The 24148-nt window shown below is 70.4% G+C and carries 18 protein-coding genes; 8 read left to right on the forward strand and 10 right to left on the reverse strand.

Going from position 1 to position 24148, the window contains the following annotated elements; genetic code table 11:
- Positions 1–4 precede the first annotated feature (4 nt).
- The 3 genes from AABA78_RS26410 to AABA78_RS26420 form a co-directional block, all read right to left on the reverse strand.
- The gene (locus AABA78_RS26410) at positions 5–1273 is read right to left on the reverse strand and encodes a hypothetical protein (protein WP_338266935.1); all 1269 of its coding nucleotides are present in this window, start codon (positions 1271–1273) and stop codon (positions 5–7) included.
- A 25-nt stretch (positions 1274–1298) separates the two neighbouring features.
- Positions 1299–2360 carry a hypothetical protein gene (locus AABA78_RS26415; protein WP_338266936.1) on the reverse strand — a complete coding sequence of 354 codons (1062 nt, stop codon included), beginning with the start codon at positions 2358–2360 and terminating at the stop codon, positions 1299–1301.
- 283 nt (positions 2361–2643) lie between these two features.
- Positions 2644–2913 (reverse strand): GlsB/YeaQ/YmgE family stress response membrane protein, encoded by a 270-nt coding sequence (locus tag AABA78_RS26420; RefSeq protein ID WP_120525713.1) that lies wholly within the window; start codon positions 2911–2913, stop codon positions 2644–2646.
- A 232-nt stretch (positions 2914–3145) separates the two neighbouring features.
- On the opposite strand from AABA78_RS26420, the gene AABA78_RS26425 reads away from it, so the two are divergent.
- The 4 genes from AABA78_RS26425 to AABA78_RS26440 all read left to right on the forward strand — a co-directional run bounded on the left by AABA78_RS26425 (position 3146) and on the right by AABA78_RS26440 (position 6009).
- Positions 3146–4018, forward strand: coding sequence for a cupin-like domain-containing protein (locus tag AABA78_RS26425; protein WP_338266941.1), 873 nt, complete (start codon positions 3146–3148; stop codon positions 4016–4018).
- Between the two features lie 154 nt (positions 4019–4172).
- Positions 4173–4538, forward strand: a complete 366-nt coding sequence (locus tag AABA78_RS26430; protein WP_338266943.1) for a group I truncated hemoglobin — start codon at positions 4173–4175, stop codon at positions 4536–4538.
- A gap of 21 nt (positions 4539–4559) precedes the next feature.
- Entirely contained in the window at positions 4560–5555 is a 996-nt protein-coding gene (locus tag AABA78_RS26435) for a 2Fe-2S iron-sulfur cluster-binding protein (protein ID WP_338266945.1), read from the forward strand.
- 1 nt (position 5556) lies between these two features.
- Positions 5557–6009: an RrF2 family transcriptional regulator gene (locus AABA78_RS26440; RefSeq protein ID WP_338266947.1), complete on the forward strand. Its 453-nt coding sequence runs from the start codon at positions 5557–5559 to the stop codon at positions 6007–6009.
- A gap of 99 nt (positions 6010–6108) precedes the next feature.
- On the opposite strand, the gene AABA78_RS26445 is transcribed toward AABA78_RS26440, so the two are convergent.
- Both AABA78_RS26445 and AABA78_RS26450 read right to left on the reverse strand, forming a co-directional pair.
- Positions 6109–7158 (reverse strand): hypothetical protein, encoded by a 1050-nt coding sequence (locus AABA78_RS26445; protein ID WP_338266948.1) that lies wholly within the window; start codon positions 7156–7158, stop codon positions 6109–6111.
- A gap of 78 nt (positions 7159–7236) precedes the next feature.
- Positions 7237–11592 carry a carbohydrate binding domain-containing protein gene (locus tag AABA78_RS26450; RefSeq protein ID WP_338266950.1) on the reverse strand — a complete coding sequence of 1452 codons (4356 nt, stop codon included), beginning with the start codon at positions 11590–11592 and terminating at the stop codon, positions 7237–7239.
- A 222-nt stretch (positions 11593–11814) separates the two neighbouring features.
- On the opposite strand from AABA78_RS26450, the gene AABA78_RS26455 reads away from it, so the two are divergent.
- Positions 11815–14844 (forward strand): aminotransferase class I/II-fold pyridoxal phosphate-dependent enzyme, encoded by a 3030-nt coding sequence (locus tag AABA78_RS26455; protein ID WP_370469484.1) that lies wholly within the window; start codon positions 11815–11817, stop codon positions 14842–14844.
- Between the two features lie 346 nt (positions 14845–15190).
- Here AABA78_RS26455 and AABA78_RS26460 read toward each other — a convergent pair whose 3' ends face one another.
- Positions 15191–16759: a FadR/GntR family transcriptional regulator gene (locus tag AABA78_RS26460; RefSeq protein WP_338267217.1), complete on the reverse strand. Its 1569-nt coding sequence runs from the start codon at positions 16757–16759 to the stop codon at positions 15191–15193.
- Positions 16760–17458: 699 nt separating this feature from the next.
- On the opposite strand from AABA78_RS26460, the gene AABA78_RS26465 reads away from it, so the two are divergent.
- Together AABA78_RS26465 and AABA78_RS26470 are read left to right on the forward strand one after the other, a co-directional pair.
- Entirely contained in the window at positions 17459–18685 is a 1227-nt protein-coding gene (locus AABA78_RS26465) for an acetamidase/formamidase family protein (protein WP_338266955.1), read from the forward strand.
- Between the two features lie 94 nt (positions 18686–18779).
- Positions 18780–18911: a hypothetical protein gene (locus AABA78_RS26470; protein WP_338266957.1), complete on the forward strand. Its 132-nt coding sequence runs from the start codon at positions 18780–18782 to the stop codon at positions 18909–18911.
- 10 nt (positions 18912–18921) lie between these two features.
- Here AABA78_RS26470 and AABA78_RS26475 read toward each other — a convergent pair whose 3' ends face one another.
- The 4 genes from AABA78_RS26475 to AABA78_RS26490 all read right to left on the reverse strand — a co-directional run bounded on the left by AABA78_RS26475 (position 18922) and on the right by AABA78_RS26490 (position 22570).
- Positions 18922–20148, reverse strand: a complete 1227-nt coding sequence (locus AABA78_RS26475; protein WP_338266958.1) for a serine hydrolase domain-containing protein — start codon at positions 20146–20148, stop codon at positions 18922–18924.
- A 62-nt stretch (positions 20149–20210) separates the two neighbouring features.
- Positions 20211–20840: a 2OG-Fe(II) oxygenase gene (locus tag AABA78_RS26480; protein WP_338266959.1), complete on the reverse strand. Its 630-nt coding sequence runs from the start codon at positions 20838–20840 to the stop codon at positions 20211–20213.
- A 73-nt stretch (positions 20841–20913) separates the two neighbouring features.
- Positions 20914–21852 carry an ATP-grasp domain-containing protein gene (locus tag AABA78_RS26485; RefSeq protein WP_338266962.1) on the reverse strand — a complete coding sequence of 313 codons (939 nt, stop codon included), beginning with the start codon at positions 21850–21852 and terminating at the stop codon, positions 20914–20916.
- A gap of 28 nt (positions 21853–21880) precedes the next feature.
- The gene (locus AABA78_RS26490) at positions 21881–22570 is read right to left on the reverse strand and encodes a hypothetical protein (protein ID WP_338266964.1); all 690 of its coding nucleotides are present in this window, start codon (positions 22568–22570) and stop codon (positions 21881–21883) included.
- A gap of 172 nt (positions 22571–22742) precedes the next feature.
- On the opposite strand from AABA78_RS26490, the gene AABA78_RS26495 reads away from it, so the two are divergent.
- The gene (locus AABA78_RS26495; protein ID WP_338266966.1) at positions 22743–24086 is read left to right on the forward strand and encodes an erythromycin esterase family protein; all 1344 of its coding nucleotides are present in this window, start codon (positions 22743–22745) and stop codon (positions 24084–24086) included.
- Positions 24087–24148: the final 62 nt, after the last annotated feature.

The raw sequence follows: 24148 nt of genomic DNA on the forward strand, positions 1-24148 counted from the left end.
CGCTTCAGACGGTGAGGTGCTGCACGGCCTGGAGCCGGAGCAGCTGACGCGCCAGGGCCTGCACCTGCTCCACCTCCTGCTGGCCCAGCACCTTGCGCAGCGCGAGCTTCATGTCCGTGGAGGCGCGCAACAGCAGCGCGCGCAGCTGCGCGTTGCTGAGCAGCGGGTTCAACTGGCGCAGGTGGCCCACCAGCGCGCCCAGCTGGGGCAGCGTGAGGCCCGCCACCATCACCTGCGTCTTGGAGCCTTCATCCGGGCTCTGGCTGATGGCCAGCATCCACGGGGCCAGGAGCAGGGAGCGGGTGAAGTCCTTCCCGTACGCGAGGCCCAGCCGCGCGCACTCCTCCACCAGCGGGCCGGTGTCGTGGCCGGAGATGACGGGCTGGATGCGGGCGGCCTCGTACTTCTGGAGGACGGCGTCGTAGGCCCTGCGGGCCTCGATGCCCGCGGGCGTGCGGGGGAACTCCGCGAAGGCCTGACGCACCTCCTCGCGCAGCGTGCCCAGCAGCGTGGCGTCATCCACGGAGCCGGGCTCGCCCAGGGCCTGGGCCAGGTAGGCCCGGTCCTCGGGGACCGCGTTCGCGGACTTCCACCACTCGTGGGTGACGGAGCTCTCGCTCAGGACCACGGGCAGGGTGACGACGCCCTGGCGGCCCGGGTTGGCGAGGAAGGCGCTCAGCTTCTTCTCCACCTCCGTGAGGCCGCGGTGGAGCCGGTTGAGGACGGCCACGCGCAGCTTCGCGCGCCCCTCCAGCGCCTGCCGCGCGGCGTCCTGGGACTGGCCGTCGGAGGCGGTGCGCTCGTTGGCGGACTGGGAGGCGGCGGGCTGGCGCGCGAACTGGGGCGCCACGTCCACCTGCGGGGCCACCAGCGGCGGGGGCTGCTGGGGCACCGCCGGGGCCGTCTGGGCGGTGGGGGGAGGGGGCTGCTCCAGGGAGCCCGGGCCGGCGGCGCCGCGCGACGTGCCGGCCGCCATCCCGCCCTGCTGCTGCGCGGCCCTGGCGCCGCCGCCCTCATTGCGCTCCGCCTCGCCCGAGCGGGCGGAGTCCATGCCGTCCTGGGGGCCCGACTGCTCCGCGCCGCCCTTGCCGGAAGCGCCCTTCGCGGCGCCACCCTTGACGGCGGGTCCTCCCTTGGCGGGGACGCCCTTCCCGGTTGCCTTGCCCGGAGTCTTCGCCTCCCCGGGCTGCTGCGCCTTCTCAGCCTTCTCCTTCGCGGGGCCCTGAAGGGGGAGGCCCGGGCGGGGGAGGCCAGATGGAAGGCGGACGCTCATGGACGGGGGCCTCGCGAGGGGGGAATCAGGCCAGGTTCTTCAGGTGGACGACGAGGTTGCTGTTGTTGCTGCCCAGCGTGCTCGCGTCATCCGTGGGGATGACGTAGCCCTGATCCGCGCCGACGTGCTTGCGGAAGAAGTCTACCACCTCCGGATCCTGCACGTTGGAGGTGGTGCTCTTCTTGATGCCGTACGCCGCGCCGTCCGCTCCCTTGGCCTTCACGGAGTCAGGCGCGGAGTCGAGCAGGTTCTCCATCGTGCCCGACAGGCGGCCGCCGCCCTCCGCCTGCATCGTCATCGCGGCGTTGTGGCCCTCGATGTAGCTGACGTCGTAGTACGTCTGCCCGAACCCGCCGTCGAACTTCACTTCACCGAGCGTCGCGTTCTTGCCATCGCCGTTGTCGCTGCGGAAGTTGCCGGACCAGTTGTCCGGGAACTGCACCGTCCTGCTCTCGCCGGGCTTGAGCGTGACGGAGTCGATGGCCTTCTCGCCCGCGTTGGGGGTGAAGTTCACCGTCATCGGCTTGTCGCCGTCGTTGTTGAGGGTGATGGTGTTCTTGCCCTTCGACGCGCCCGGGGCGCCCACGGACGGGGCCTTGGAGACGGGTGCCTCCTGCTTGGGGGCCACCGCGGCCGGGCCGCCCTCCGTGGCGGAGGCAGCCTGCGCGGGAGGCGTGACGCCGGAGTCCACGCCCTCACCGCCCAGGTCCGGCACGCCGCCGTCGAAGGACTCACCGCCCAGGTCCGGCACGCCGTCCTGCGCCGCGCTGGCCTTGCTCGCGCCCTCGGCGCCCGGGACCCCACCCTGCTGCGCACCGGCACCGGCCTGCGCGCCGAGCATCTGCACCAGCTGGGTCATCATCTGGACCACCTCGCGCAGCCTGGCCAGCGGATCTCCCGCGCCCGGCCCGTCGAACCCGTCCGCCTGGAACAGCCCCTGGAGCGAACCCGCGCCGCCCCTGGCCTTCACCGCGTCCGCCGTCACCGGCGCGGGGCGCATCGCCGGATTGGCGAGCTCCGTGGCGGACGTGCGGGGCGAGAAGGAGGAGCTGGCAACGGACGACTTCGACAGGGGGGAGAGCGCCATGGCGGGGTTCCTCGAGATTGGATGGGCCAGCGTGCGGCGCCGGCCGGTTCAGCGATGTGGGGGGTAAGAGCACGGCGCATGCCACGCGCCCCACGCGCCTCTCGAAGAGACAACCTCCTGGAATTGCTCACGGGCCGGACGGAGCGGCGGCGCCTGAAGGTCCCGGGGCTGATGACTGCCGTCAGGCCCCTGGTGTCTGCCGTCATCAGGCCCGCAAAGCGCTTCTCGCGCGGAGCGCCTGCGCGCCCGCGCGAGAAGTCACCGTGGCTTCGGGTGCTTCGGGTCAGACCCTTCGGACCGTGCTCGAATGGATGAGCCGGAGGATCAACAGCAAGACCACCGCTCCGATGAACGCCACGAAGATGGTGCCCGCGAGCCCCCCGAACGGAGCCCCCGTGCCGAGCGCCCGAAGGATGAAACCTCCCAGGAACGCGCCCACCACACCCACGACGATGTCTCCAATCAGGCCGTAGCCACCGCCAACCACCGCGGACGCGAGCCACCCAGCGATGAGGCCGATCACCGCCCACAACAGGATTGCCTCCAGCGCCATGTCATTTCCTCCCAGCGAGGTGATGGAGGAAACATGGGCATGATTCCCGGATGCGCTCCCCCCTCCCTCAAGGGCGACCGCAGGGCAGGCAGACGGCCTGGCTCAAGAGGGGCGCCGGGCGGAACGCCCCCATGAAGCCACGGGGCAAAATGCCCCAATTTGAACCTGCGTTCGCGCTCTGCTGGCATCGGGTGAACACCTGTCGCTGAAGGCGGCAAGGAGCCCCATTTCCGTGAAGCGCATCTTCGAGTCCGTCGGGTCGCCGCTGCAGTTCGACCGTGAGTCCTTCCGGTGCCGTCACACGCTGTTGGGGCACCCCTCGCTGGAGCTGGAGAACCTGGCGGGCGTGGTGCAGCGGCTGCCTTCCGACAACGTGTTCTTCAGCTCGGGCCTGCTGCCCAAGGACGCGGACTTCGACCGCGCGCACGTGGACTACCGCACCGGCCTGTCGCTGAAGGACACCGTGGAGAACATGATGACGAGCAACTCGTACATCATGCTCCGCGCGCCGGAGCAGGACCCCAGCTTCCACGAGCTGTACCGCGAGCTCCTGTCGGAGGTGGAGGACCTGATGCGCGCGCAGGGCGTGGGGACGCACGCCGTGGATCCGATGCTCTACCTCTTCATCGCGTCCCCCAACAGCGTCACGCCCTTCCACCTGGACCGCTACTCCACGCTGCTGATGCAGTTCCGGGGCACCAAGGAGGTGCACGTCTCCAAGGCGTGGGACGAACAGGTGGTCCCCGCGCGGGACCTGGAGGCCTTCGTCGCGCGCTCCGGTTCCAAGGTGAGCTACCAGGAGACCTTCGAGCAGACGGCGACGCGCTACGCGTTCGGTCCCGGCGACGCGCTGCACATCCCCTTCGTGGCGCCGCACTACGTGAAGAACGGCGCGGACGACGTCTCCGTGTCGCTGTCCATCATCTTCAACACCCGCGAGACGGCCCGGCACCTGCGCGCGCTGCGCGCCAACCATGCGCTGCGCAAGCGCTTGGGGCCGCTGGGCTACCAGCCCGTGCCGGTGAACCGCTTCGTGCCGCTGGACCACGTGAAGAGCGGCATGGAGCGCGTGGTGCGCCGGGCGCGGGGCCTGCTGCCCGCCTGAAGCCCCCAGCGCCTGCTCGCGGCTGGACCACGGGCATCAGGCGAACGAACAAGGACGTGAAGCCAGCCCGATAGGGGGTGTTTGACGTCCGACCCCTTAAAGATGCATTTAGAATGCATCTTTAAGGGCCTGGGCCCGGAAGGGGAGCGAAGTCATGTCGAGCGTGTACGAGCGGATTGGCGGAGAGCCTGCGATGGCGGCGGCGGTGGAGGTCTTCTACCGGAAGGTGCTGGGCGACGAGCGCATCAACCACTTCTTCGAGGACGTGGACATGGAGCGCCAGGCCGCGAAGCAGAAGGCGTTCCTGACGATGGTGTGCGGGGGGCCGTCGAACTACTCGGGCAAGGACATGCGCGCGGGGCACAAGCACCTGGTGGAGCGCGGGCTGAACGCGACGCACTTCGACGCGGTGGTGGGGCACCTGAAGGAGACGCTGGAGGAGCTGGGCGTGCCCGCGGAGCTGGTGGGGCAGGTGATGTCGGTCGCCGAAGGGGCGCGCGCGGACGTGTTGAACCGCTGAAGCAGGCACGGGAGGCACGTCATGGCGAAGGTACGGCATGAGTCCGCGTGGTACCCGCTGGAGCCCGGAGAGACGGTGCTGGACGGCCTGCTGCGCCAGGGCGTGCACGTGCCGCATGCGTGCCGGGCGGGGGCCTGCCAGTCCTGCCTGATGCGGGCGACCTCGGGCGCGGTGCCCGAGGCGGCGCAGGTGGGGCTCAAGGACACGCTGCGGGCGCGCGGCTACTTCCTCGCGTGCGCCTGCCGGCCCCAGGAGGGCACGGCGCTGGAGGTCGCGGGGGCCTCGGAGCTGCGCGTCCCCGCGCGCGTCGTGGACCTGGAGTCGCTCAGCGGGGATGTGCTCGCGGTGCGGCTGGAGCTGGAGGCGCCGCTCGACTATCGCGCCGGGCAGTACGTCACGGTGGTGCGCGCGGACGGGCTCGCTCGCAGCTACTCGCTGGCGAGCCTGCCTCGCGAGGACCGGCTGGAGCTGCACGTGCGGCTCGTGCCCGGGGGCGCCATGAGCGGCTGGTTCGCGCGGGACGTGCGGCCCGGGGAGCGCGTGCACGTGCAGGGCCCGGTGGGGGACTGCTTCTACGTGCCCGGGCAGCCGGAGGCGCCGCTCTTGCTCGCGGGGACGGGCACGGGGCTCGCGCCGCTGTATGGGATTGTGCGGGACGCGCTGGAGGCGGGGCACACCGGGCCCATCCACCTGTTCCATGGGGCCCTGGAGCCGCGCGGGCTGTACCTCGTGGACGCGCTCCGGGCGCTGGCGGGGCGCCATCCGAACCTCCACTACTGGCCCCTCGTGCTGGCCGGAGGCGGTGGGGACGTGGAGGAGGGGCCCCTGGAGGCGCGCATCCTGGCCAGCCTTCCGAAGCGCCCGGTGGGCTGGCGGGCGTTCCTCTGCGGCAACCCCGAAGCGGTGCTATCCCTGCGCAAGAAGCTCTTTCTCACGGGGTTCTCGCTGAAGGACATCCACGCGGATGCCTTCCTGCCGAGCCCCCCGCGAACGGAGCCCGTCGCCGGAGCCGCCTGACTTGCACCTGACCCTTCACGCCGACTACTCGCTGCGCGTCCTCATGTACCTGGCGGCGCGACCGGGCCGGCCGTCGTCCACGCAGGAGATAGCGGACGCCTACGGCATCTCCAAGCACCACCTGGTGCGCGTGGTGCAGACGCTGGCACAGCAGGGCGACGTGGAGGTGAAGCCAGGGCGCGCGGGAGGCGTACTGCTGGCAAGGGCGCCGGGAGACATCCGGCTGGGCCGGGTGGTGCGCGCGGCCGAGCCGGACTTCCACCTGGTGGAGTGCTTCGACCGGGAGCGCAACACCTGTCCCATCGCGCCGGCCTGCGGCCTCAAGGGCGTGCTGGCGGAGGCGCGCGACGCGTTCCTCGCCACGTTGGACAGATACTCGCTGGAGGACCTGCTGCGGCGCTCGAAGCCCGGCCTGTCGGACCTGCTGCTGACGCCCGCCGCGCCGCGGGGATAGGCGCATCCATCAGGACGCGGCGTCGTCCGGTCAGGTCGTTCAGGCCCGCCCCTCAGTTGCTCGGCCTGCTGTTCGACATGCTCTGAGCCTGCTTCCCGTTCATCCTCCGAAGAGGAACGTCCTCCAGTCATCTGGATTCACCTCCACGCCCGACCCCTTCCGCCAGGCGGTGACCTCCGCCGTCCAGGCCGCTGCCCCGCCTCGCAGGGGGAACGCCCGCGTGACCGCGAGCCGTTGGACCGGCTCGTGGTCGCGCAGGAGGCCGCGGTTGACCGCGTCGACGTCGCCGGGCTTCGCGCGCAGCCGCAGCTCGGCCGCCCTCATGGCCCCGTCCTGGCGGAACAGCGTGGACAGGTTCTCCTCCACGGGCACTTCCGTGAAGGACCAGAGGCCCAGCAGCGGCGGCTCACGCCCCTCCAGCAGCGCCGCGTGCAGCCGGTCGTGGCCATCCACCACCAGCCACCGCTCCACCAGGGCGAAGTAAATCAGCAGCACCGGCGGCAACGTCCCGTCCCGCGCGTGCTTGCGCCACGCCTTCACCCGGCCGTCGTCCTCCGGTGACGGTGCGCGCAGCGGCATCACGCCGCCACTGCGCTGCGGGAGGGCGCCTGCCTCCGCCCAGGACCAGTCCTCCGTCACGAAGGACTGGAAGCGCAACGCCGCGTCGAGCCCGCACGGAGGCTCCGGGAACAACCCCGCCCCGATGATGGGCACCGTGGAGTAGCCCTGGGCCTTCGTGACGGGAACGGCCTGGAGGGGACGCAGGCACCAGTTCCCCGCGTGGAGCAGCGAAGGCTCCGAGGTCTCGAACTGGTGGACCCACCACCGGTTCCACGCGGCCCACCATCCAGGCGAGCCCGGGTCGGGGTGCCGCCGGGCCTCCTCGGCCGAGATGGGGGCGAGCCCGCCCGTGAGCTTCGCGGGACCGCGCAGCCAGGCACAGCCGTTCCACCAGTCATCCACCCGCATCCAGAACAGCGGCTGGCTCCCCAGCATCACGCGCAGCAGGTACGGCCGGGTGGCCTCGACGTGGAGCAGGGGGCGCCGCCGCCAGTGTCCCCAGGAGGGGACCTTCAGCAGCAGCCCGGGCCCACCCACCGGCATCCGCCAATCCGTGTCATCCGCCGTCACGGCGATCCGTGGCTTCACCGAAGGCCCTCCACGGCCTGACACTACACCTCGCGGCGGGCCCGGGCTCCAGGCCCCCCGCGAGGCGTCTTCAACGGCTCAGCGCCAGGTGTCGTTCACGGTCGAGGTGCCCGTGGCCGGCGTCGTCAGGGTGCGGTTGGCGCCGCTCTCCCAGGTGACGTTGTTGGCGGCGTCCTTCTTGATGAACTTGTACTCAATGGCCGTGGAGCCTGGCAGCCCGACGGCCGCGCCCCACGTGGGGTAGTTGTCCGCCGACAGCAGGATGGCGCTCGCGGGGCTCCAGCTCCCCAGCGCGGCGACGCTGCCCACCACGTACACGTTCTGTCCCATCACGGTGCTCGCCGTGACGTTGAACGTCACCGTGGCCCCGCTGGTGGACGTGGTGACGGAGAACGCGGAGGACTGCGCGGACGCGTTGCCCGCCGTATCCCGAGCCCGCACGGTGTAGCTGTACGCCGTGCCCACCGTCAGCCCCGTGTCCGTGTAGCTGGCCGTCGTGGGCGAGCCCACCAGCGAACCATTGCGATACACGTCATAGCCCGCGATGCCGCTGGCGTCGGTGGACGCCGTCCACGTCAGCGACACGGTGGTCGCCGTCTTCGACGGTGCCGCCAGACCCGAAGGCACCGAGGGCGCCGTGGTGTCCTGTGACGGCGCACCTGAGGTGATGCTCCCCGCGTTGAACGTGGAGGTGCCGGCGGGGAAGAAGTAGTTGAGCCCGCCATTGTTGTCCCACGTGCCGCTGCCGTTGTTGAAGACGGCCTCCAGCTGCGTGGCCGAGCCCAGGTCCACCGTGGACTTCGCGTAGCCCGCCACCTCCGCCGTCGCCATGGCCACGCCCGGCGCCGTCGTCCACGTGCCGCCCGCCGGGCGGTAGTGAAGGTAGGGCGTGGCGTAGCCCTTCTTGTAATAGACGGTCGCGGAGTTGCCCGTGCTCGTCGTGACGGAGAGCGCCGTGCTCGCCGCGGAGGTGTTGCCCGCCGCGTCGCGCGCCTTCACCGTGTAGCTGTAGGCCGTGTTCGACGACAGCCCGCTGTCCGTGTACGTCGTCGCCGTGGGCGTGCCGACCTGCGTGCCGTTGCGGAACACGAGGTAGCCCGTGACGCCCACGTTGTCCGTGGACGCGGTCCAGCTCAGCGACACCGTCGTCGCGGACTTCGACGGAGACGCCAGGCCCGTGGGAACCGAGGGCGCGGTGGTGTCGCTCACCGGCGCGCCCGCCGTGATGACCCCCGCGTTGAAGGTGGAGGTGCCCGTGGGGAACAGGTAGTTGTTGCCGTTGTTGTTGTCCCACGTCCCGCTGCCGTTGTTGAAGACGGCCTCCAGCTGCTGCACGGAGCCCAGGTTCACCGTGTACTTCGCGTAGCCCGCCACCTCCGCGTCCGGCATGGGCACGCCGGGGGCGGTGGTCCAGGTGCCGCCCGCCGGGCGGAAGTGGAGGTACGGCGTGGTGAAGCCCTTCTTGTAATAGACCGTCGTCGTGTACCCCAGGCCGGTGGTGACGGAGAGCGCCGCGCTGGCGACGGAGGTGTTCCCCGCCGCGTCGCGAGCCTTCACGGTGTAGCTGTACGCCGTGCTCGAGGACAGCCCCGTGTCCGTGTACGTCGTCGCCGTGGGCGCCGCCACCTGTGTGCCATTGCGGAACACGAGGTAATCACTCACGCCATAGTTGTCCGTGGCGGCCGTCCAGCTGAGCACCACCGACGAGCTGGTGACGCCCGAGGCACCCAGCCCCGTGGGCGCGGACGGCGCCGTGGTGTCCGGGGGCAGGGTGGTGACGGAGAGCGCGCTGCTCGCCGCGGACGTGTTGCCCGCCGCGTCCCGGGCCTTCACCGTATAGCTGTAGGCGGTGCCCGCCGTGAGCCCGCTGTCGGTGTAGCTCGTCGCCGTGGACGTGCCGGCCTGTGTGCCATCGCGGAACACCTGATAGCCCGTCACGCCCACGTTGTCCGTGGAGGCCGTCCAGGTGAGCGTCACGGAGCGGTCCGTGCGCGTCGCCGCGAGCCCCGTGGGGACGGACGGCGCGGCGGTGTCCACGCGGAGGAACGGGTAGGTGCCCGTCACCGTGCCGCTGACGTCTTCAATGTATTTGCCGCCCTCCAGCCGGTACCTGCCCGCGCCCACGTAGACGGACTGGATCTCGCTCCGGGTGACGTTGCCGCGCGCGTCGGTGGCCTCGATGTAGTAGTCGAGCACCTGGTCGCGGTAGGCGCTCAGGTAGACGTAGTAGAGGTCGCCAATCTCCTGCGCGGCCACCTTCTGCATCACCGGCAGGTACGCCGGCTGCCAGGACACGCCGTTCATCACCGGCCGCAATTCACGCCGCTGGAGCGGATGGTCCACCCAGGCGCCCACGCGCGCCGGGTCGATGTTGGGCACGCCCGCCGCCTTCAGCGCCGCCGGGTCATACACGCGAGGCGTGTTGTCCAGCGGGTCGATGCTCTTCGCGGTGTGCACGCGCACGCGCGCCTTGATGCTGGTGATGCCGCTGACGTCGAAGGCGTAGGTATACAGCGCGAAAGTGTTGTCGAAGTGGTGCAGCGTCCAGCCTTCGGACTTGTCCTTGTTGGCGCTGCCCGGGTTGTACGGCCAGCGCTGCGGCCACCAGATGGACGGGCCCGTGCGGTCCTGCGCCAGCCGGTCCTGCACGTACGGCCTGGAGAAGTAGAGCGACTGGTTGAAGGACAGCGTGGGCTTCACGTTGTCGTCCACGTTCTCGTCGTAGTAGCCGAAGCCGGAGTCCATGGCCGGGAGCAGGAAGTACCAGGCCAGCTCCGCGGGGTTCGCGCCGCCCGCCCAGTCATTCCCGGCGTCGCCCTTCACCGGGAAGGACAGCATCCACGGGTTGAGCTGGTTGCCCGAGTGGGTGATTTGAGAGTCCAGCGCCGTGGTGGGCTTCCAGTGGTTGGGGTGCGCGTCCAGCCACAGCTGTTCGGACGTCTTCGCGTAGTTGAGCGCGGCCTGGAGCAGCGCGAAGTTGCGCTCCAGGTAGTGCCAGCCGTGCTCCAGCGACACCGTCATCCCCTCCTGCGCGCCGCTCAGGTTCGTCTTGGGCGCCAGGTTGAGGCCGGTGGCGGAGTTGAACGCGGGGAACTGCCCCTGCCAGATGCCGAAGGGCAGCCGCCAGTGGTGCCACTGCGGGTCGGACGAGGAGTCGCGCGTGTCCACCCAGGAGCCGTCCTGCACGTGCACCAGGTCCGTGGAGACGGGCGTGTTGTTGACCAGGTACTCGTCGATGCCCAGGCACTGCACGCCGCCGGTGCAGGTGACGGCGCGGCCGTTGAGCCACGTGTCGAGCGAACCCGCGCGCCCGCCCGAGTTGTCGCCGTCATGCGCGAGCACGAAGAACTGCTTCTGGGGTGTCAGCCCCTCGAAGGTGCGCAGGCCCACCACGTCCACCGTGGCCTGGCCCTCCCAGCCCTCCAGCCAGGAGCCGTTCTGGTTGACGGGGATGCCCACGACGCGCGACTCGGCGCCCGTGGCCGGGTCCACGTAGCGCACCCAGTGCGGCGTGGAGGCGAAGGGGTACTTGTTGCGGATGACCTGCTGCTCGTGCGCCATGGGCTCGCTCACCCAGGCGCCCACGGTGCTGGTGTTCTGGAGGTCCGCGCGGTTGGGCGGCGACACCAGCGTGTCCGAGCCCGGGTCGTTGAGGAACGGGTAGTCCTTCAGCGTGCGGGAGAAGTGGTTGTCGCCGATGACGGACCACTTCACGCCCAGCTTCGCCAGCGTGGGGATGAGCCGCTCGGAGAAGCCCAGCTCCGTGGGGAAGAAGCCCTTGGAGGACGTGAAGCCGCTGCCCAGGAAGTACGACTGGGACAGCGTGGCGCTCTGGTAGATGAGGTCCTTGAGGAAGTAGTCCGGCCCCACCAGCGGGCCCATGGAGTGGTGGCCCGTGAAGTGGATGAGGTCCAGCGAGCGGTTGCCCGCGGGCGTGCGCAGGGTGGTGTAGCGGTCTCTCCAGGTCGCGCCCCAGCTGGCGTTGTCGTAGCCGGAGACGTTCTTGCGCGTGACCAGGTCGTTGACGTTGTTCACCACCGCGCCGGACATGGTGACGTGGACCTGTCCCGTGGAGGCATTGGCCTTCATGTCCGCGGCGACGTCCGGCGGCCAGAACTGATACGCGCCCACCTTCGCGTGGTGCGAGTAGTACGTCACCAGGTCGTCGTGCGGCATGGGCGCGCCCGACGGCAGGAAATAGGTGTAGTTGGCCGGCGGTGACTGCTTTATCTGGATGACCTGTCCGTCATACGCATAGCGGATGGGGCCGCCCACCGGTGTCGCGTTGTATTGGGTCAGGTCGTAGTACGCCCAGAAGTTGGGCATGTGATTGTGATACACGTGCGCGGCGGCGATCTGCGCCCGGGCCGGCTGCGCGTGTAACAGGATGACGGCGAATACCGCGAGCAAGGCCAGTTGCGGCTGTCTTTTCATGGGGCGTCCTCACCGGACGAGAGGGGCCGCCCGGTGAGCACGCTGCATACTGGCGTTTGACTCAAGGTTTCCCGTGTAAACTGGAAATGACAATCTGTAAATTGATACTGCGATGCGTCAGCCATTCGCGAAAGGCTGTCGTTGACAGGGGAGGGGCGGGCCCGGACAGTCGGGCACGCCATGGCCACCTATCCCGCGTCACCCCGTGAAGCCTTTGTCCAGTTGCGCACGCTTTCCGAGGCGCTGGCCCGGCCGGAGGAGCGTCCGCGGGCGCTGGCGGAGCTGCGCGAGCTGGCGGAGCTGGCGCGCGACCAGCCGGAGGGCGCGCCGCTGCGGCTGGCGTCCGTGGTGGTGGCGGTGGGCGCGTCCCAGGAGCGGCTGGAGCTGCTGATTCCGCCGTCCATCTTCGCGCCGGAGGCATGGGCGTTCACGTTCCTGGAGGGGCTCTTGAAGGTCCCGCTGGACGAGTACGCCGGCAAGCAGCTGGTGGAGGTGGGCTCCGGGTCCGGGTGGATCTGCATCGCGCTGGCGAAGTTCACGGGGCTCGCGCGCATCCGGGGGCTGGACCTGAACCCGCAGGCCCCGGCGGTGGGGTTGTGCAACGCGTGGCTCAACGGAGACGAGCAGCTGGTGTCGCGGCTGTCCTTTGGGGAGAGCGACCTGTTGCGCGGCCTGCCGAGGGCGCCCGCGTGGGACTTCATCGTCGGGTGCATCCCCCAGGTGCTGCGCGGCGACGGGCTGCCCGCGGAGCTGGCGCAGGCGGATGAGCAGGCGTTGCTGGACCTGTCCAACTACACCTCGCTGCAGAACGTGTACGAGGACCACTTCGGCCTGGGGCTCATCGCGAGGCTGCTCGACGAGGCGCCGGAGCGGCTCCTGTCCGGGGGGCGGCTGCTCCTGAACCTGGCGGGCCGCCCGGGGCGGGCCATCATCGCGCGCATGTTCACCCGGCGCGGCTTCACCACCCGCGTGCGCGTGGCGAGGCGGGTGATGCAGGCGGCGGACACGGACATCCGCCCCCTGGTGTCCCTGGAGCAGCGCACCGGGCGCGAGTTCGAGTTCTTCATGGAGGCCCACAGCCCGGAGCCCCTGCGCGCGGCGACGGCGCTGGGCTGGCTCCAGGCGGGCAACCCCATCTGGCACGAGGTGGCGGTGTGGGAGGCCCACCTGTCGCTGCCCCGGGAGACGCTGGCCCTGCGCGCCGCGCTGCGCGCCCTGGGCATCGCGCCGCTCCAGGAGGAGCTGGACCTGGGGGCGGCGTCCGCGGAGCAGCTGGGCTTCGTCACGGCGCTCGCGGAGCGGCTGTCGCAGGCGCCCTTCCTGCCCTATGCGCACGAGGCCGGGGACGCGCCCTTCCGCAGGCTGGTGGCCCGCTACCTGGACCGCCACTTCGGGCTGAGGCTGTCGGAGGACTCGCTGTTCGTCGCGCCGGAGCGGGAGCAGGCCGTCTATTCGCTGCTGCTCGCCACCTGTGACCCCGGGGACACGGTGCTGGTGTCGCGCAGCCTGCACCCGCTCTACGCCCGCGCGCTGGACAAGGCGGGGGTGCGCGCCACCGTGACGCACAACACGCTGGGGGAGATCCGCCGCCTGCTCACCGCCTTCGACGTGAAGGCCGTGCTCCTGACGGTGGAGCCGGGCGAGCGCACCAACCTGGCGGTGCTGCGCGACATCGTGGCGGAGGCCGCGCGGCGGGGCATCTGGGTGGTGCTGGACGAGAGCGCCTTCTTCAACATCACGGGGGAAGTGGAGCCGCGCACCCTCTTCGAGTTCCTGGCGCGCACGCAGCACGCGCCCAACCTGGTCATCCTGTACGGGCTCATCAAGAACGCCGTGTGGCCGGACCTGGAGCTGACGCTGTTGCTCCCCGTGCCGGAGCCGCTGCGCGCGGACCTGGAGGTGGCCGCGGAGGTGACGTACTCGCGCATCAGCGTCCTGGCGGAGTGGTTCTACGAGCGCACCTTCTCCGAGCTGCTCGCCTTCCGCATGGCCTTCACGGAGCCGGAGCCGCCCTCGCCGCACCGGGCGCCGGAGGTGCCGCTGCCCCGCTCGAGGCGCATCGAGCGGCTGGCGGAGCTGCCCGCGTTCGCGCCGAAGTTCTTCCGCGAGGACGACCCGGAGCTCGTGCGCCTGGACTACGGCGAGAACGAGGGCCCGCTGCCGCTGCCGCTGGTGGAGGGGCTCATCGCGGCGGGCGTCGCGCCGCGCGCGGAGGGAACGCAGACGGGGCTGGCGGAGGCCGTGGCGGCCTTCCTGCTGGAGACGCGAGGGGCGCGCTACGTCCCCGAGGACGTCGTCGTGGCCCCAGGGGTCTGGCCGCTCATGCACCACCTGGGGGTGGCGTTGCGCCAGCGGCTGGGCCGGGCGCCGCGCGTGTTCCTGGTGACGCCCTGTTACGGAGTGCTCGAGCCCACGTTCCTCGCGGCGGGCTGCGAGGTGGAGTCCGGACCGCTGGGCACGCTGCTGTCACGCCGGACGCGGGGCGGGCCGCCGGACGCGGTGGTGCTGTCCCAGCCGGCGAACCCCACGGGCCACTACCTGTCGCACGAGGAGTTGATGGCGCTGGCGACGTTCGTGGTGGAGCAGCGCTGCCTCTGGATATCGGATGAAATCTTCGGCTTGGTGAACCTCACCAACCCCACGGCGGAGACGGTGCACAGCCCGGTGACGCTGGAGGGCGCGGTGCCGGGCATCGGCGCGCGGACGGTGCTGCTGGGTGGGTTGTCCAAGGAGTTCGCGGCCGGGGGGCTGCGCGTGGGCTGGGTGGCCACGAAGGACCGGGCGCTGGTGGCGGCGTTGCGAGACAGCGCCCCAGGCGTACTGCACACACCCACGGCGCGCGCGGCGGCGTACCTGTACGCGGCCCATGCACGGGGGCCGGATGGGCAGTTGCTCCATGCCGCGCGGCACAAGGCGCTGAGGAACTATCTGGCGCGGATGCGGCGCGACCTCGCGGAGAAGCGCGCGCTGCTGGCGGAGGCGCTGCCTGATGACGGCCGCGCGGAGGCCACCGAGGCGGGCGGCCTGTTCCTCGCGCCGCCGATGACGGCGTGGCTGGGGCGCTCGGTGGATGGGGTGAAGCTCACGCCGGAGAACCTGCCGCGCGTGGTCTACGAGCACACCCACGTGGTGCTCAACGGCGGGGCGTGGTGCGGCGACCCGGAGCGCGTGCGCGCGGTGTTCTCCATTCCCCGCGAGAAGCTGTTGAAGGCCCGCGACCGCCTGCGGGCCTTCGGTCAGAGGCTGCGCTGACGGAGCCGGCGCGGCTCCAATCGATGACGCAACAGCCCGCGCACCCACGGTCGCCCACGCGCCCGTGGCTGCGCCATACGGGATACGGAACGCACCGGTCCTACGGTGGGCGAGGGTGGGGGCGCCGGGGCCACGAAGCGGTCCGCCCTCCTTGCACACCGTCACGCGGTTTTGTCCGCGGACGCCGGTGGGGGGCTCCTCGGGCTGGAAGCGTCCTCCGAGGTCGAAGCGTCCCCACCTGTCGGATGGTCGGATCGGTTGCCCAAGGCCGCTCCCGTCACATCCTCCCTGGTGCAATGCCCACCGGGCTCGCAGGGGGTGAGTGCCGGGGCTGCTGGAGACATCGTCACCTCGCTGGCGGGCTCCAAAGGGCAGGCCATCCCAGGGGGCACGGCTCCACGCTGATCACCTCGATGTCCCCGGCGACTGGCGCGAGGCCGCCGAGGCCGTCGTCCTCTGCGCAAGGGCGTGCTTCAAATGCATCGTCCTGCCCGCTGGCTGGCGCGAGGATTTTGAGGCCACGCTCCTCAACGCAAGGACGCCCCTCCAAGCCCTCTTCCTGCTGGAGGGCTAACGCGGGCGCATCAAAGCCACGGGCCTCCCCGCAGGAGTGTGCCTCCAGAGCCTCGTTCTGCTCGGTGACTGACGCGGGGGCATTGACGCCACAGGCTTCCACACAAGGGCGTGCCTCCAGAGCCTCGTCCTGCTCAATGACTGACACGGGAGCATTGAGGCCATGGGCCTTCCCGTAGGAGCGTTCCCCCAGGGCCTCGTCCTGCTCGGTGACTGAAGCGGGGGGCTTGAAGCCACGCTCCTCCACGCAAGGGCGTGCCTTCAGAGCCTCGTCCTGCTCGGTGACTGACGCGGGTACATCGAGGTCACGGGCTTCCCCATAGGAGCGTTCCCCCAGGGCCTCATCCTGCTCAGTGACTGACGCGGGTGGCTTGAAGCCACGCTCCTCCACGCAAGAGCGTGCCTTCAGAGCCTCGTCCTGCTCGGTGACTGACGTGGAGGCATTGAAACCACGTCCCTCCACGCAAGAGCGTGCCTCAAATGCCGCGTCCTGCTTGGGGACTGACGCGGAAGCAGTGGAGCCATGCTTCTCTACACAAGAGCGTGCTTCCAACGCCTCATCTTGCGCGGTGGATGACGTGGGGGCTTCGAGGAGGTTTTCCTCTGTGCGGTAGTCCTCGGGGGATGCATGCCCCTGGGGAACAGGAGCGAAGGCGTCCAACACGCCCTCATCGCATGCCTTCAGCAGTGCCGGCAGTTGGTGCTGAATCGCCTGCGCGTCGCGCTCGCTCAGGGCGTGCATCGCGCACACGGCCCACTGGCGCAGCGACTCTCCGCCAATGAAGGACAGGAGCCGGGCGGCTTTGCCCCTCATGGCTCGTTGCAATGACTGGATGAGGAGCAGGTGCCCGGGGCGGGCCGCCGCCTGGGCCGCCAACCGCAACAATTCGAATTCCAACTGCGCGCACCGTACCCCCGGCTCCCAGCGCGCCAGGTCCCAGAGATTGAAGCAGGTGGCCTCCAACTGGTGCCGGTCCGCCTCGGAGGCACTCGCGCAGCAGTCGACCAGCAGCTCCACCAGCACCTGCCGTTTGAGGCTGAAGTAGCCCTCCAGGAGGCGCCGACATTCCTCGGAGCGCTCGTCATGCAGCGCCATGCCCAGGTTCTCCAGCGTCAGCGACTCGTCCAGCGCTACCGCACGCGCCACACGCCCGGGACGCTGCACCACCAGGCCTCGCGCCGCCAGCCGCCGCAATGCTTCGCGCACGGTGCTTCGGCTCACTCCGTAGCGAAGCGCCAGCACCTGCTCCGAGCCCAGCTGCCCGTTCCTCGGCAGCCGCCTCAGCGATATCTCGCGCTCCAGCTGCTCCTCGACGTACGCCACGAGCCCCACCTGCACCATCACCGTCCGCCTCCTCGCCCAAGCCTCGCCCATCCAACCAGAGAGGTCTGACATGGACGCGAGGGCCTACCGTTCTCACCTGCGGCCTCATAGGGCGCGAACCTGTCCGACCGTCGGACGGGTTTGATGGAGACACGCAGGCCCACCGTCCTCTCTTGCCGGGACAGCGCGGCTGGGGCCTCGCGCGGCTCGAACCTGCCGGACAGTCGGACGGGTTTGATGGACGCGCGGGCACACCGCCCTCGTCACCTCCTGGCCTGGCGTCCCCTCGGTCCCATGCGGCGCGAACCTGTCCGACAGTCGGACAGGTTTGGCGGACAGGGCTCCCGGTGGACGCCCCCGTCCGTGGTCCCGCCTTGGCGTCCGCTCCAGCACCTCGTCGCGGTCCGTCACAGGGCTCCGCAACGCGCGCGTCCTTGCGGAGACCTTTGGATCGCAGGGTTTGTTGAGGCGCTTCTGGCGACGTGATGGTGCGCGAGTGGGCTCTGCCGCATGGGGCTCCGTGAACGGGTCCGTGCCAGTTGGCGGAGTCGTCCGGTGTGGCGGAGGTCCTGGTGCTTCACGTGGCATCCCGCAGTGCTTCAGGTCCTCGCGCGTCGGGGCCCTTCCTCTAGACTGTGCCGGCCCATGCTCCGCTCCCTCTGCGTCCTTCTCTGCTGTCTGCCTGCCAGTGCGCTCGCGGCCTCCGAGTCCTGGCTCATGACGACTGACCTGTGGGGCAATCCCGCCTACCAACTTCTCACCCTGGAGCGCGACGGGAAGCGGCTCTCCGGAGAACTGGACGGGGATGCACTGAACGGGGAGCGCACGGGCAATGCCGTCCACTTCGTCGTCACGGACTCGCGTCGACAGACCTATGTCTTCGACGGCCAGGTGAAAGGGGAATCGCTCCGCGGCACCGCGGACTACCCCGACAGCAACAACCCGAAGGCGCGGGTGCCGCATGCCTTCTCGGCGCGGCTGCTTCCCTCGCGGCCCTCCGGGGCTCCGCGAGTGCACGACTTCACTCCCACCTCGTGGTCCAACGAGTTCACTGCGCACCGTGCGCCGGTGCTGACGGTCTGGCCGGGCGACACGGTGCGGACCTCCACGCTCGACTCCGGGGGCATGGACGCGAAGGGCGTCACTCGCGCCCTCTTCGGCAACCCGCAGACGGGGCCCTTCTTCATCGCCACCGCGAACCCGGGCGACACGCTGGCCATCCGCATCCGCCGGCTCAAGCTGAACCGCACGTTCGCGGACAGCCTGGACAGCATCGTGGGCCGTGCCCTCACGACGGGCCTCGCCGCGAAGGCGACGGAGCTGGGCAAGCCCGTGCGCTGGAAGCTCGACCCCGAGCGCGGGGTCGCGACCCCGGAGACTCCGACGGAACGCCTGAAGCCCTTCACCGTGCCGCTGCGGCCCATGCTGGGCGGTCTGGCGGTGGCGCCCGGCTTCGGCGCCGCGCCCCTGTCCACCGGCGACACGGGCCGCTACGGCGGCAACATGGACTTCAACGAGGTGGTGGAGGGCAACACCGTCTACCTGCCCGTGGCGCAGCCCGGAGCGCTCCTCTACCTGGGCGACGCGCATGCTGCCCAGGGCGATGGTGAGACGTCGCAGTACGCGCTGGAGACCTCCATGGACGTCGAGTTCACCGTGGACGTCCTGCACGGCAAGCCGCCGCCCTCGACGCCCCGCGTGGAGTCGCCCACGCACCTGATGACGCTGGGGCAGGGCGGTTCGCTGGATGACGCCCTGCGCTCCGCGACGCAGGGAATGACGCAGTGGCTGGAGCAGGACTACGGACTCACGCTGTCGGAGAGCGCGCAGGTGCTTGGCAGCTCCGTGCAGTACGTCGTCGCGAACCTCGCGGGGCGCAGCGTGGGCGTGGCCGCGAAGTTGGACAAGGCGCGGCTCCAGGCGCTCCGACCCGCGGGGAAGTGACCTTTCGCCCGGGCGTGCCCGGGTAGGCGGCCCCCCTCCAGAAAAGGGGCGCAGATGCCGTGTTGGAGTTCTTCAAGCCGTTGTGAACTGGGGCATGGACGGCGACACCACCTTGATGGGCAAGGTGATGTCGCTCGTCGTGAACATGGACACCGCCGCGCGAAGCGGTGCCCCGTCCACCACCGCGAGTGCCCAGCCCGGCGCGCCCTGCGCTCCGGCGCTCTGAAGTCAGCGCTTCAGTCCTCCAGCGCCCGGTATGCGTTCTTGGAGAACTCCATGGCCAGGGCCTCATCGCCGGGGCCCTGCATCCGCCGCTGGTGCAGGAGGAGCGCCGTCAGGTCCTGCTGCGGATCGATGAAGAACATCGGGCCGTAGCCGCCGCCCCAGCCGTAGCGGCCGGCGGTGGGGGAGACGCCATCCGGCTTCGTGGTGACGGACCCGCCGAAGCCCCACCCCGACGCATCCCAGAAGCCGGGGACGAAGGGTGACGCGGCTTTCTGCTCCTCGGGAAGCTGATCCGTCAGCATCTCCTGGATGCTCTCGCGGGACAGCACTCGGGTGTCTCCGGCCTGGCCACCACCCAGCAGCATCCGGCAGAAGGCCAGGAGGTCATCCGCCGTGGACGCGAGCCCGCCCTGGCCTCCTCCCGAAAGGAAGGCTGGCGGCCGCGACCAGTCGCTGTTCGCGGGCGTGTCCCAGGCCTCCAGTGTCCCGGTGGCCGAATCGCGAGCGTAGGCCGTCGTGAGCCGGTCGAGCTTCTCCTCGGGGACGACGAACGCCGTGTCCTTCATGCCCAGCGGCACGAAGAGCCGCTCGCGCAGGAAGTCGTCGAAGCGCATGCCCGACGCCCGCGCGACCAGCACGCCCAGGACCTCGTAGCCGGTGTGATAGGCCCACCGCTCTCCGGGTTGATGGAGGAGCGGCAGCGTGCCCAACTGGCGCATGAACACGTCGGGCGGATCCGTGAGGGCCTGGAAGCCGGGCGCCACCCGGGCCTCGGCCATGGCCCGCTGAATCGGATGCGTGCCGGGCGGCGCCATCACCGCGCCCAGGCCCCAGCGCAACGTGAGCAGGTCGCGCACGGTGATGGCGCGCTTCGCGGGAACGGTGTCGTCGAGCGGACCGTCGGGCCTGCGCAGGACCCGGCGGTTCGCCAGCTCCGGCAGCCACGGGTCCACGGCGCCGTCGAGCGACAGCTTCCCGTCCTCCACGAGCATCAGCGTGGCCACCGCCGTGATGGGCTTGGCCATGGACGCGAGGCGGAAGAGGCTGTCCCGCCGCATGGGCGGGCCGGCGGTGAGGTCCCTCGTTCCCAGCGCGTCGACGTGCACGGTGTCCCCGCGCGCCACCAGGGCGACGAGGCCGGGCAGCTCCCCGCGCTCGACGTGGCCGCGCAGGGCGGACGTCAGGTCGGCGAGCCGTGTCCGGGAGAGACCGCGAAGCGCTTCGCCTTGGTGGGCCATGCGCTCGAGTGTAGCCCCGCTCGGCGGGCCGCGAGCCCCTGCTCGTGGGCGGGGCCGGGCGGTCAACGTTTCGCGAGGATGAAGGCGGTGACGGAGTAGCGCTGGTGGCCCTGCGCAGCGGACGTCCACTCCGTCACTCGGTGGGGGGCGCCCCTCGCGCGGAAGATGAACACCGAGTTGAAGAGCGGGGGGACGCGCATCAGGTCCGCGTCCGCTTCAGGATGCCGGAAGGTGAGGACTCCGCCGAAGCGGTCCTCCCAGGGGCGCGTGAAGTTGTAGACGACGGCGAGCCCTTCCTCGTCCGTGTCCCGGTGCTCCGGGAAGTGCTCGCCCACCTCCATGCGCGACACCTGCACCTGCCGGGTCTCCAGGGGATGGGGCCAGCCCACCAGCGCGGCGTGGAAGGCCGCGCCGTCGTCGCTCTTGAGCCACGCGCAGAAGTCCGTCAGGGCGGAGGGCGCCTGCTGATCCAACGGCGCGATGTGCAGGGCATAGGCGCCGTGGTGGTGGCGCACGAAGCTCGCGGCGCGCAGGGCCTGGTGCATCGCCTCGGCGCGCTCGGGGAAGAGGACGTCCCGGAGGCAGACGTGCAGCACCCGGCCACCTGCCGCGAACTCCCGGCGGATGGCGGCGTGCAGCGCTTCGGACGCGGACGCCAGCCGCGTCCAGGCGGTCGCGGACGGCGGGAACACCTCCGGCTTCGGAGGATGGACGGGGCCGAAGATGCTGTCGGCGAAGTCCGCGATGAAGAACCCGCTCGGGCGCTCAGGCCTTGGAGACGAGGTAGCTGGCGAGCCGGGTGATGACTTTGCCGTCGCGCGGGTCATCGAAGAAGGAGATGGCGGGAGTGGGGTTGAATTCAAGCGCCACGAAGGCGCCCTCGGGCGTGCGCCGCAGGTCCACCGCCGTGAAGACCATGCCCAGCGCTTTGGCGCCCTTGAGGCACAGCGCCCAGGCTTCCTTCGGGAGGCGGGCGGGCTTCACCCGGTGCAGGTTCTGCCGCGCGTCCACCACGCCGTCGGTGGGGATGTGGAAGGCGGCCACGGGCTCGCCGTCGAGCACGTAGGCGCGGAACTCGTCGCCGACGATCTGCTCCTGGAACAGCACGGGGCAGTTGGCGAGCAGCTGGAGCCGCTCGTCGGTGAGGTCCGCTTCCTCCACCTTGCGCACCATCGCGCCGCCGCCCAGCGGCTTGTAGATGACGGACCCGTGGCGCGCGACGAACTCGCGCACCGCGTCCGGCGAAGCGGTGGCCAGGCTGCTGGGGACGGGGATGCGGTGCCGGCGCAGCAGGGCCAGCTGGTGCAGCTTCAGGTAGTGCAGCTCCACCGCCTCCAGCGGGTTGACGAACGAGCCGCCGCGCCGGTGGAGCGAGCGCAGCACGGAGTGCAGGAAGGACTGGCGCTCCCGCTCCGCCAGGTACTGCTCCTGCCAGCGCGGGAAGTTGCGCCCGGACAAGGCCTCGGCCTCGGGGACCGGGAGCGAGAGGCGCACGTTCTTGAGGTAGAAGGAGCGCAGGTCGCTGAGACATTCACCGTCCCAGTGCACGTCGCCGTCCTCCCAGCTCAACGCGGCGGAGTCGGGCACCCGGTCCGTCTCCAGGACGACGGCTCGCGCGCGGCGGCGCTCCACCGCTTCAGCGACGAAGCGGGTGGCGTCATCCGAACGCGAGCCGATGACCACGACCTTCTTGCGGGACGTCATGGGGGCCGTGACTTCACCTTCCGGTCGCTCAGACCGGGCTGTCCATCTTGACCTTCACGACGCCGATGTCTTCCGGCGGCTTGAAGTCCGGCAGCTTCAATCCACCGGTGGGGTCGTCCATCCGGATCTTCACCCGGCCGCCGTCCGCCGGCTTGAAGTCAGGCAGCTTCAATCCACCGGTGGGGTCGTCCATCCGGATCTTCACCCGGCCGCCGTCCGCCGGCTTGAAGTCAGGCAGCTTCAATCCACCGGTGGGGTCGTCCATCCGGATCTTCATCCGGCCGCCGTCCGCCGGGGGCTTGATGCTGGGGCCGCCCGTGTCGCCGCCACGCAGGGGGTCGTCCGCGATGATCTTCACGATGACGCCGCCGTCGTCCGGGTTCTGGATGCTCGCGCCGCCGGAGGTTCCGCCGCCGCCACGGACCGGGTCGTCCGCGATGATCTTCACGATGACGCCGCCGTCGTCCGGGTTCTGGATGGTGTCGGTCTTGCCCTTCACGAAGCGGTCCGCGAGCTCGCGGGCCTTCGGGGTCAACTTCACCTGCTCGAAGACGTCCCGAACCTGGTTCTTCACCTGGGGGCTCAGCTTGCCGGCGTCGGCGCCCTGGAGCGCCTTCTTCAGGGCCGGAGCGCCCACTGCCTTGCCGTCCGTGCTGGCGGTCTTCAGGGCGGTCTTCAGCGACGAGACGAAGCCCGTGGGGGATTTGATCTGGGTCATGGAAAAGATTCCTTTGCGAAGGGTTATCGCCATGCCCGGGCCGGGAGTTGCTTGATTCTCTGAAGCCGAGAGTTCCCGTGGAGTCCCAGGGACTTGGGCGCTGCCTGGCCGCCCGGTGCCTTTCATTCGCGCGGGGGCGACCCAACCCTTGAAGAAGAGGGGAGGAGACACCATGGCGACCCGAGAGGACGCACTGCTGGTGCGAGCCATCGCGGAGACCGTGCAGCCGCTCCAGGGGACGCGGGAGGACTTTGATCCGCTGCTGGACCTGGTGGGCGACGCGCGGTGCGTGCTGATCGGCGAGGCGACCCACGGCACGCACGAGTTCTACCGGCTGCGCGCGCTCCTGACGCGGCGGCTCATCGAGGAGATGGGCTTCAGCGCCGTCGCGGTGGAGGCGGACTGGCCGGATGCGTACCGCATCAACCGCTACGTGCGCGCGATGGGCACGGACGCGGACGCGGTGGAGTCGCTCGCGGACTTCCAGCGCTTCCCTTCATGGATGTGGCGCAACGCGGATGTGCTGGACTTCGCGGGCTGGCTGCGGACGCACAACGACCGGCGCCCGGCGCGGGAGAAGGTCGGGTTCTACGGGTTGGATCTCTACAGCCTCCATGCCTCCATGGGCGCGGTGCTGACGTACCTGGACCGCGCGGATCCGGAGGCGGCGAAGCGCGCCCGGCACCGCTACGCGTGCTTCGAGCACTTCGGAGAGGACCCCCAGGACTACGGCCACGCCACGACGCTGGGGCTGTCACCGGGCTGCGAGCGGCAGGTCATCGCCCAACTCCGGGAGCTGCAGCGGGAGCGCGAGTCCCTGCTGCACCGGGACGGGCCCCTGGCGGAGGACGCGCAGTTCGAGGCGGAGCAGAACGCGCGCGTCGTCCAGAACGCGGAGGAGTACTACCGGTCGATGTTCCATGGACGCGTCTCGTCCTGGAACCTGCGCGACACGCACATGGCGGACACGCTGGACACGCTGCTGGCGTTCCTGGCGCGGCGCTCGGGTGACGCGCGGATCGTGGTCTGGGCGCACAACTCCCACGTCGGGGATGCGCGCGCGACGGAGATGGGTGGGGCGGGCGAGGTGAACCTGGGGCAGTTGACGCGTCAGCGGCACCCGGGGGAGACGCGGCTCATCGGCTTCAGCACGTACCGGGGCACCGTCACCGCCGCCTCCAACTGGGGCGGGGCCGCCGAGCGGAAGAGTGTCCGCCACGGGCTGCCGGGCAGCTGCGAGTCCCTCTTCCATCAAGTCGGGCTGCCGGGCTTCCTGTTGGACCTCCGCGAGCTGGGAGAGGCCGCCGGAGCGCTCCGCGAGCGGCGCCTGCAGCGGGCCATCGGCGTCATCTACCGGCCCGACACGGAGCGCATGAGCCACTACTTCCACACCCGGCTGCCGGAGCAGTTCGACGCGATGCTGCACCTCGATGAGACGCGGGCGCTCGAACCGCTGGAGCGCACCGCCGGCTGGGAGCGCGGCGAAGCGCCGGAGACCTATCCGACGGGCCTGTAGGCCCGGGCATGGCTTCCTCCCTGCTCCGGGTTACGGTCCTGCCCCCAGGTGCGGACGCTCCG

Source organism: Corallococcus caeni (assembly GCF_036245865.1).
Taxonomy (GTDB): domain Bacteria; phylum Myxococcota; class Myxococcia; order Myxococcales; family Myxococcaceae; genus Corallococcus; species Corallococcus caeni.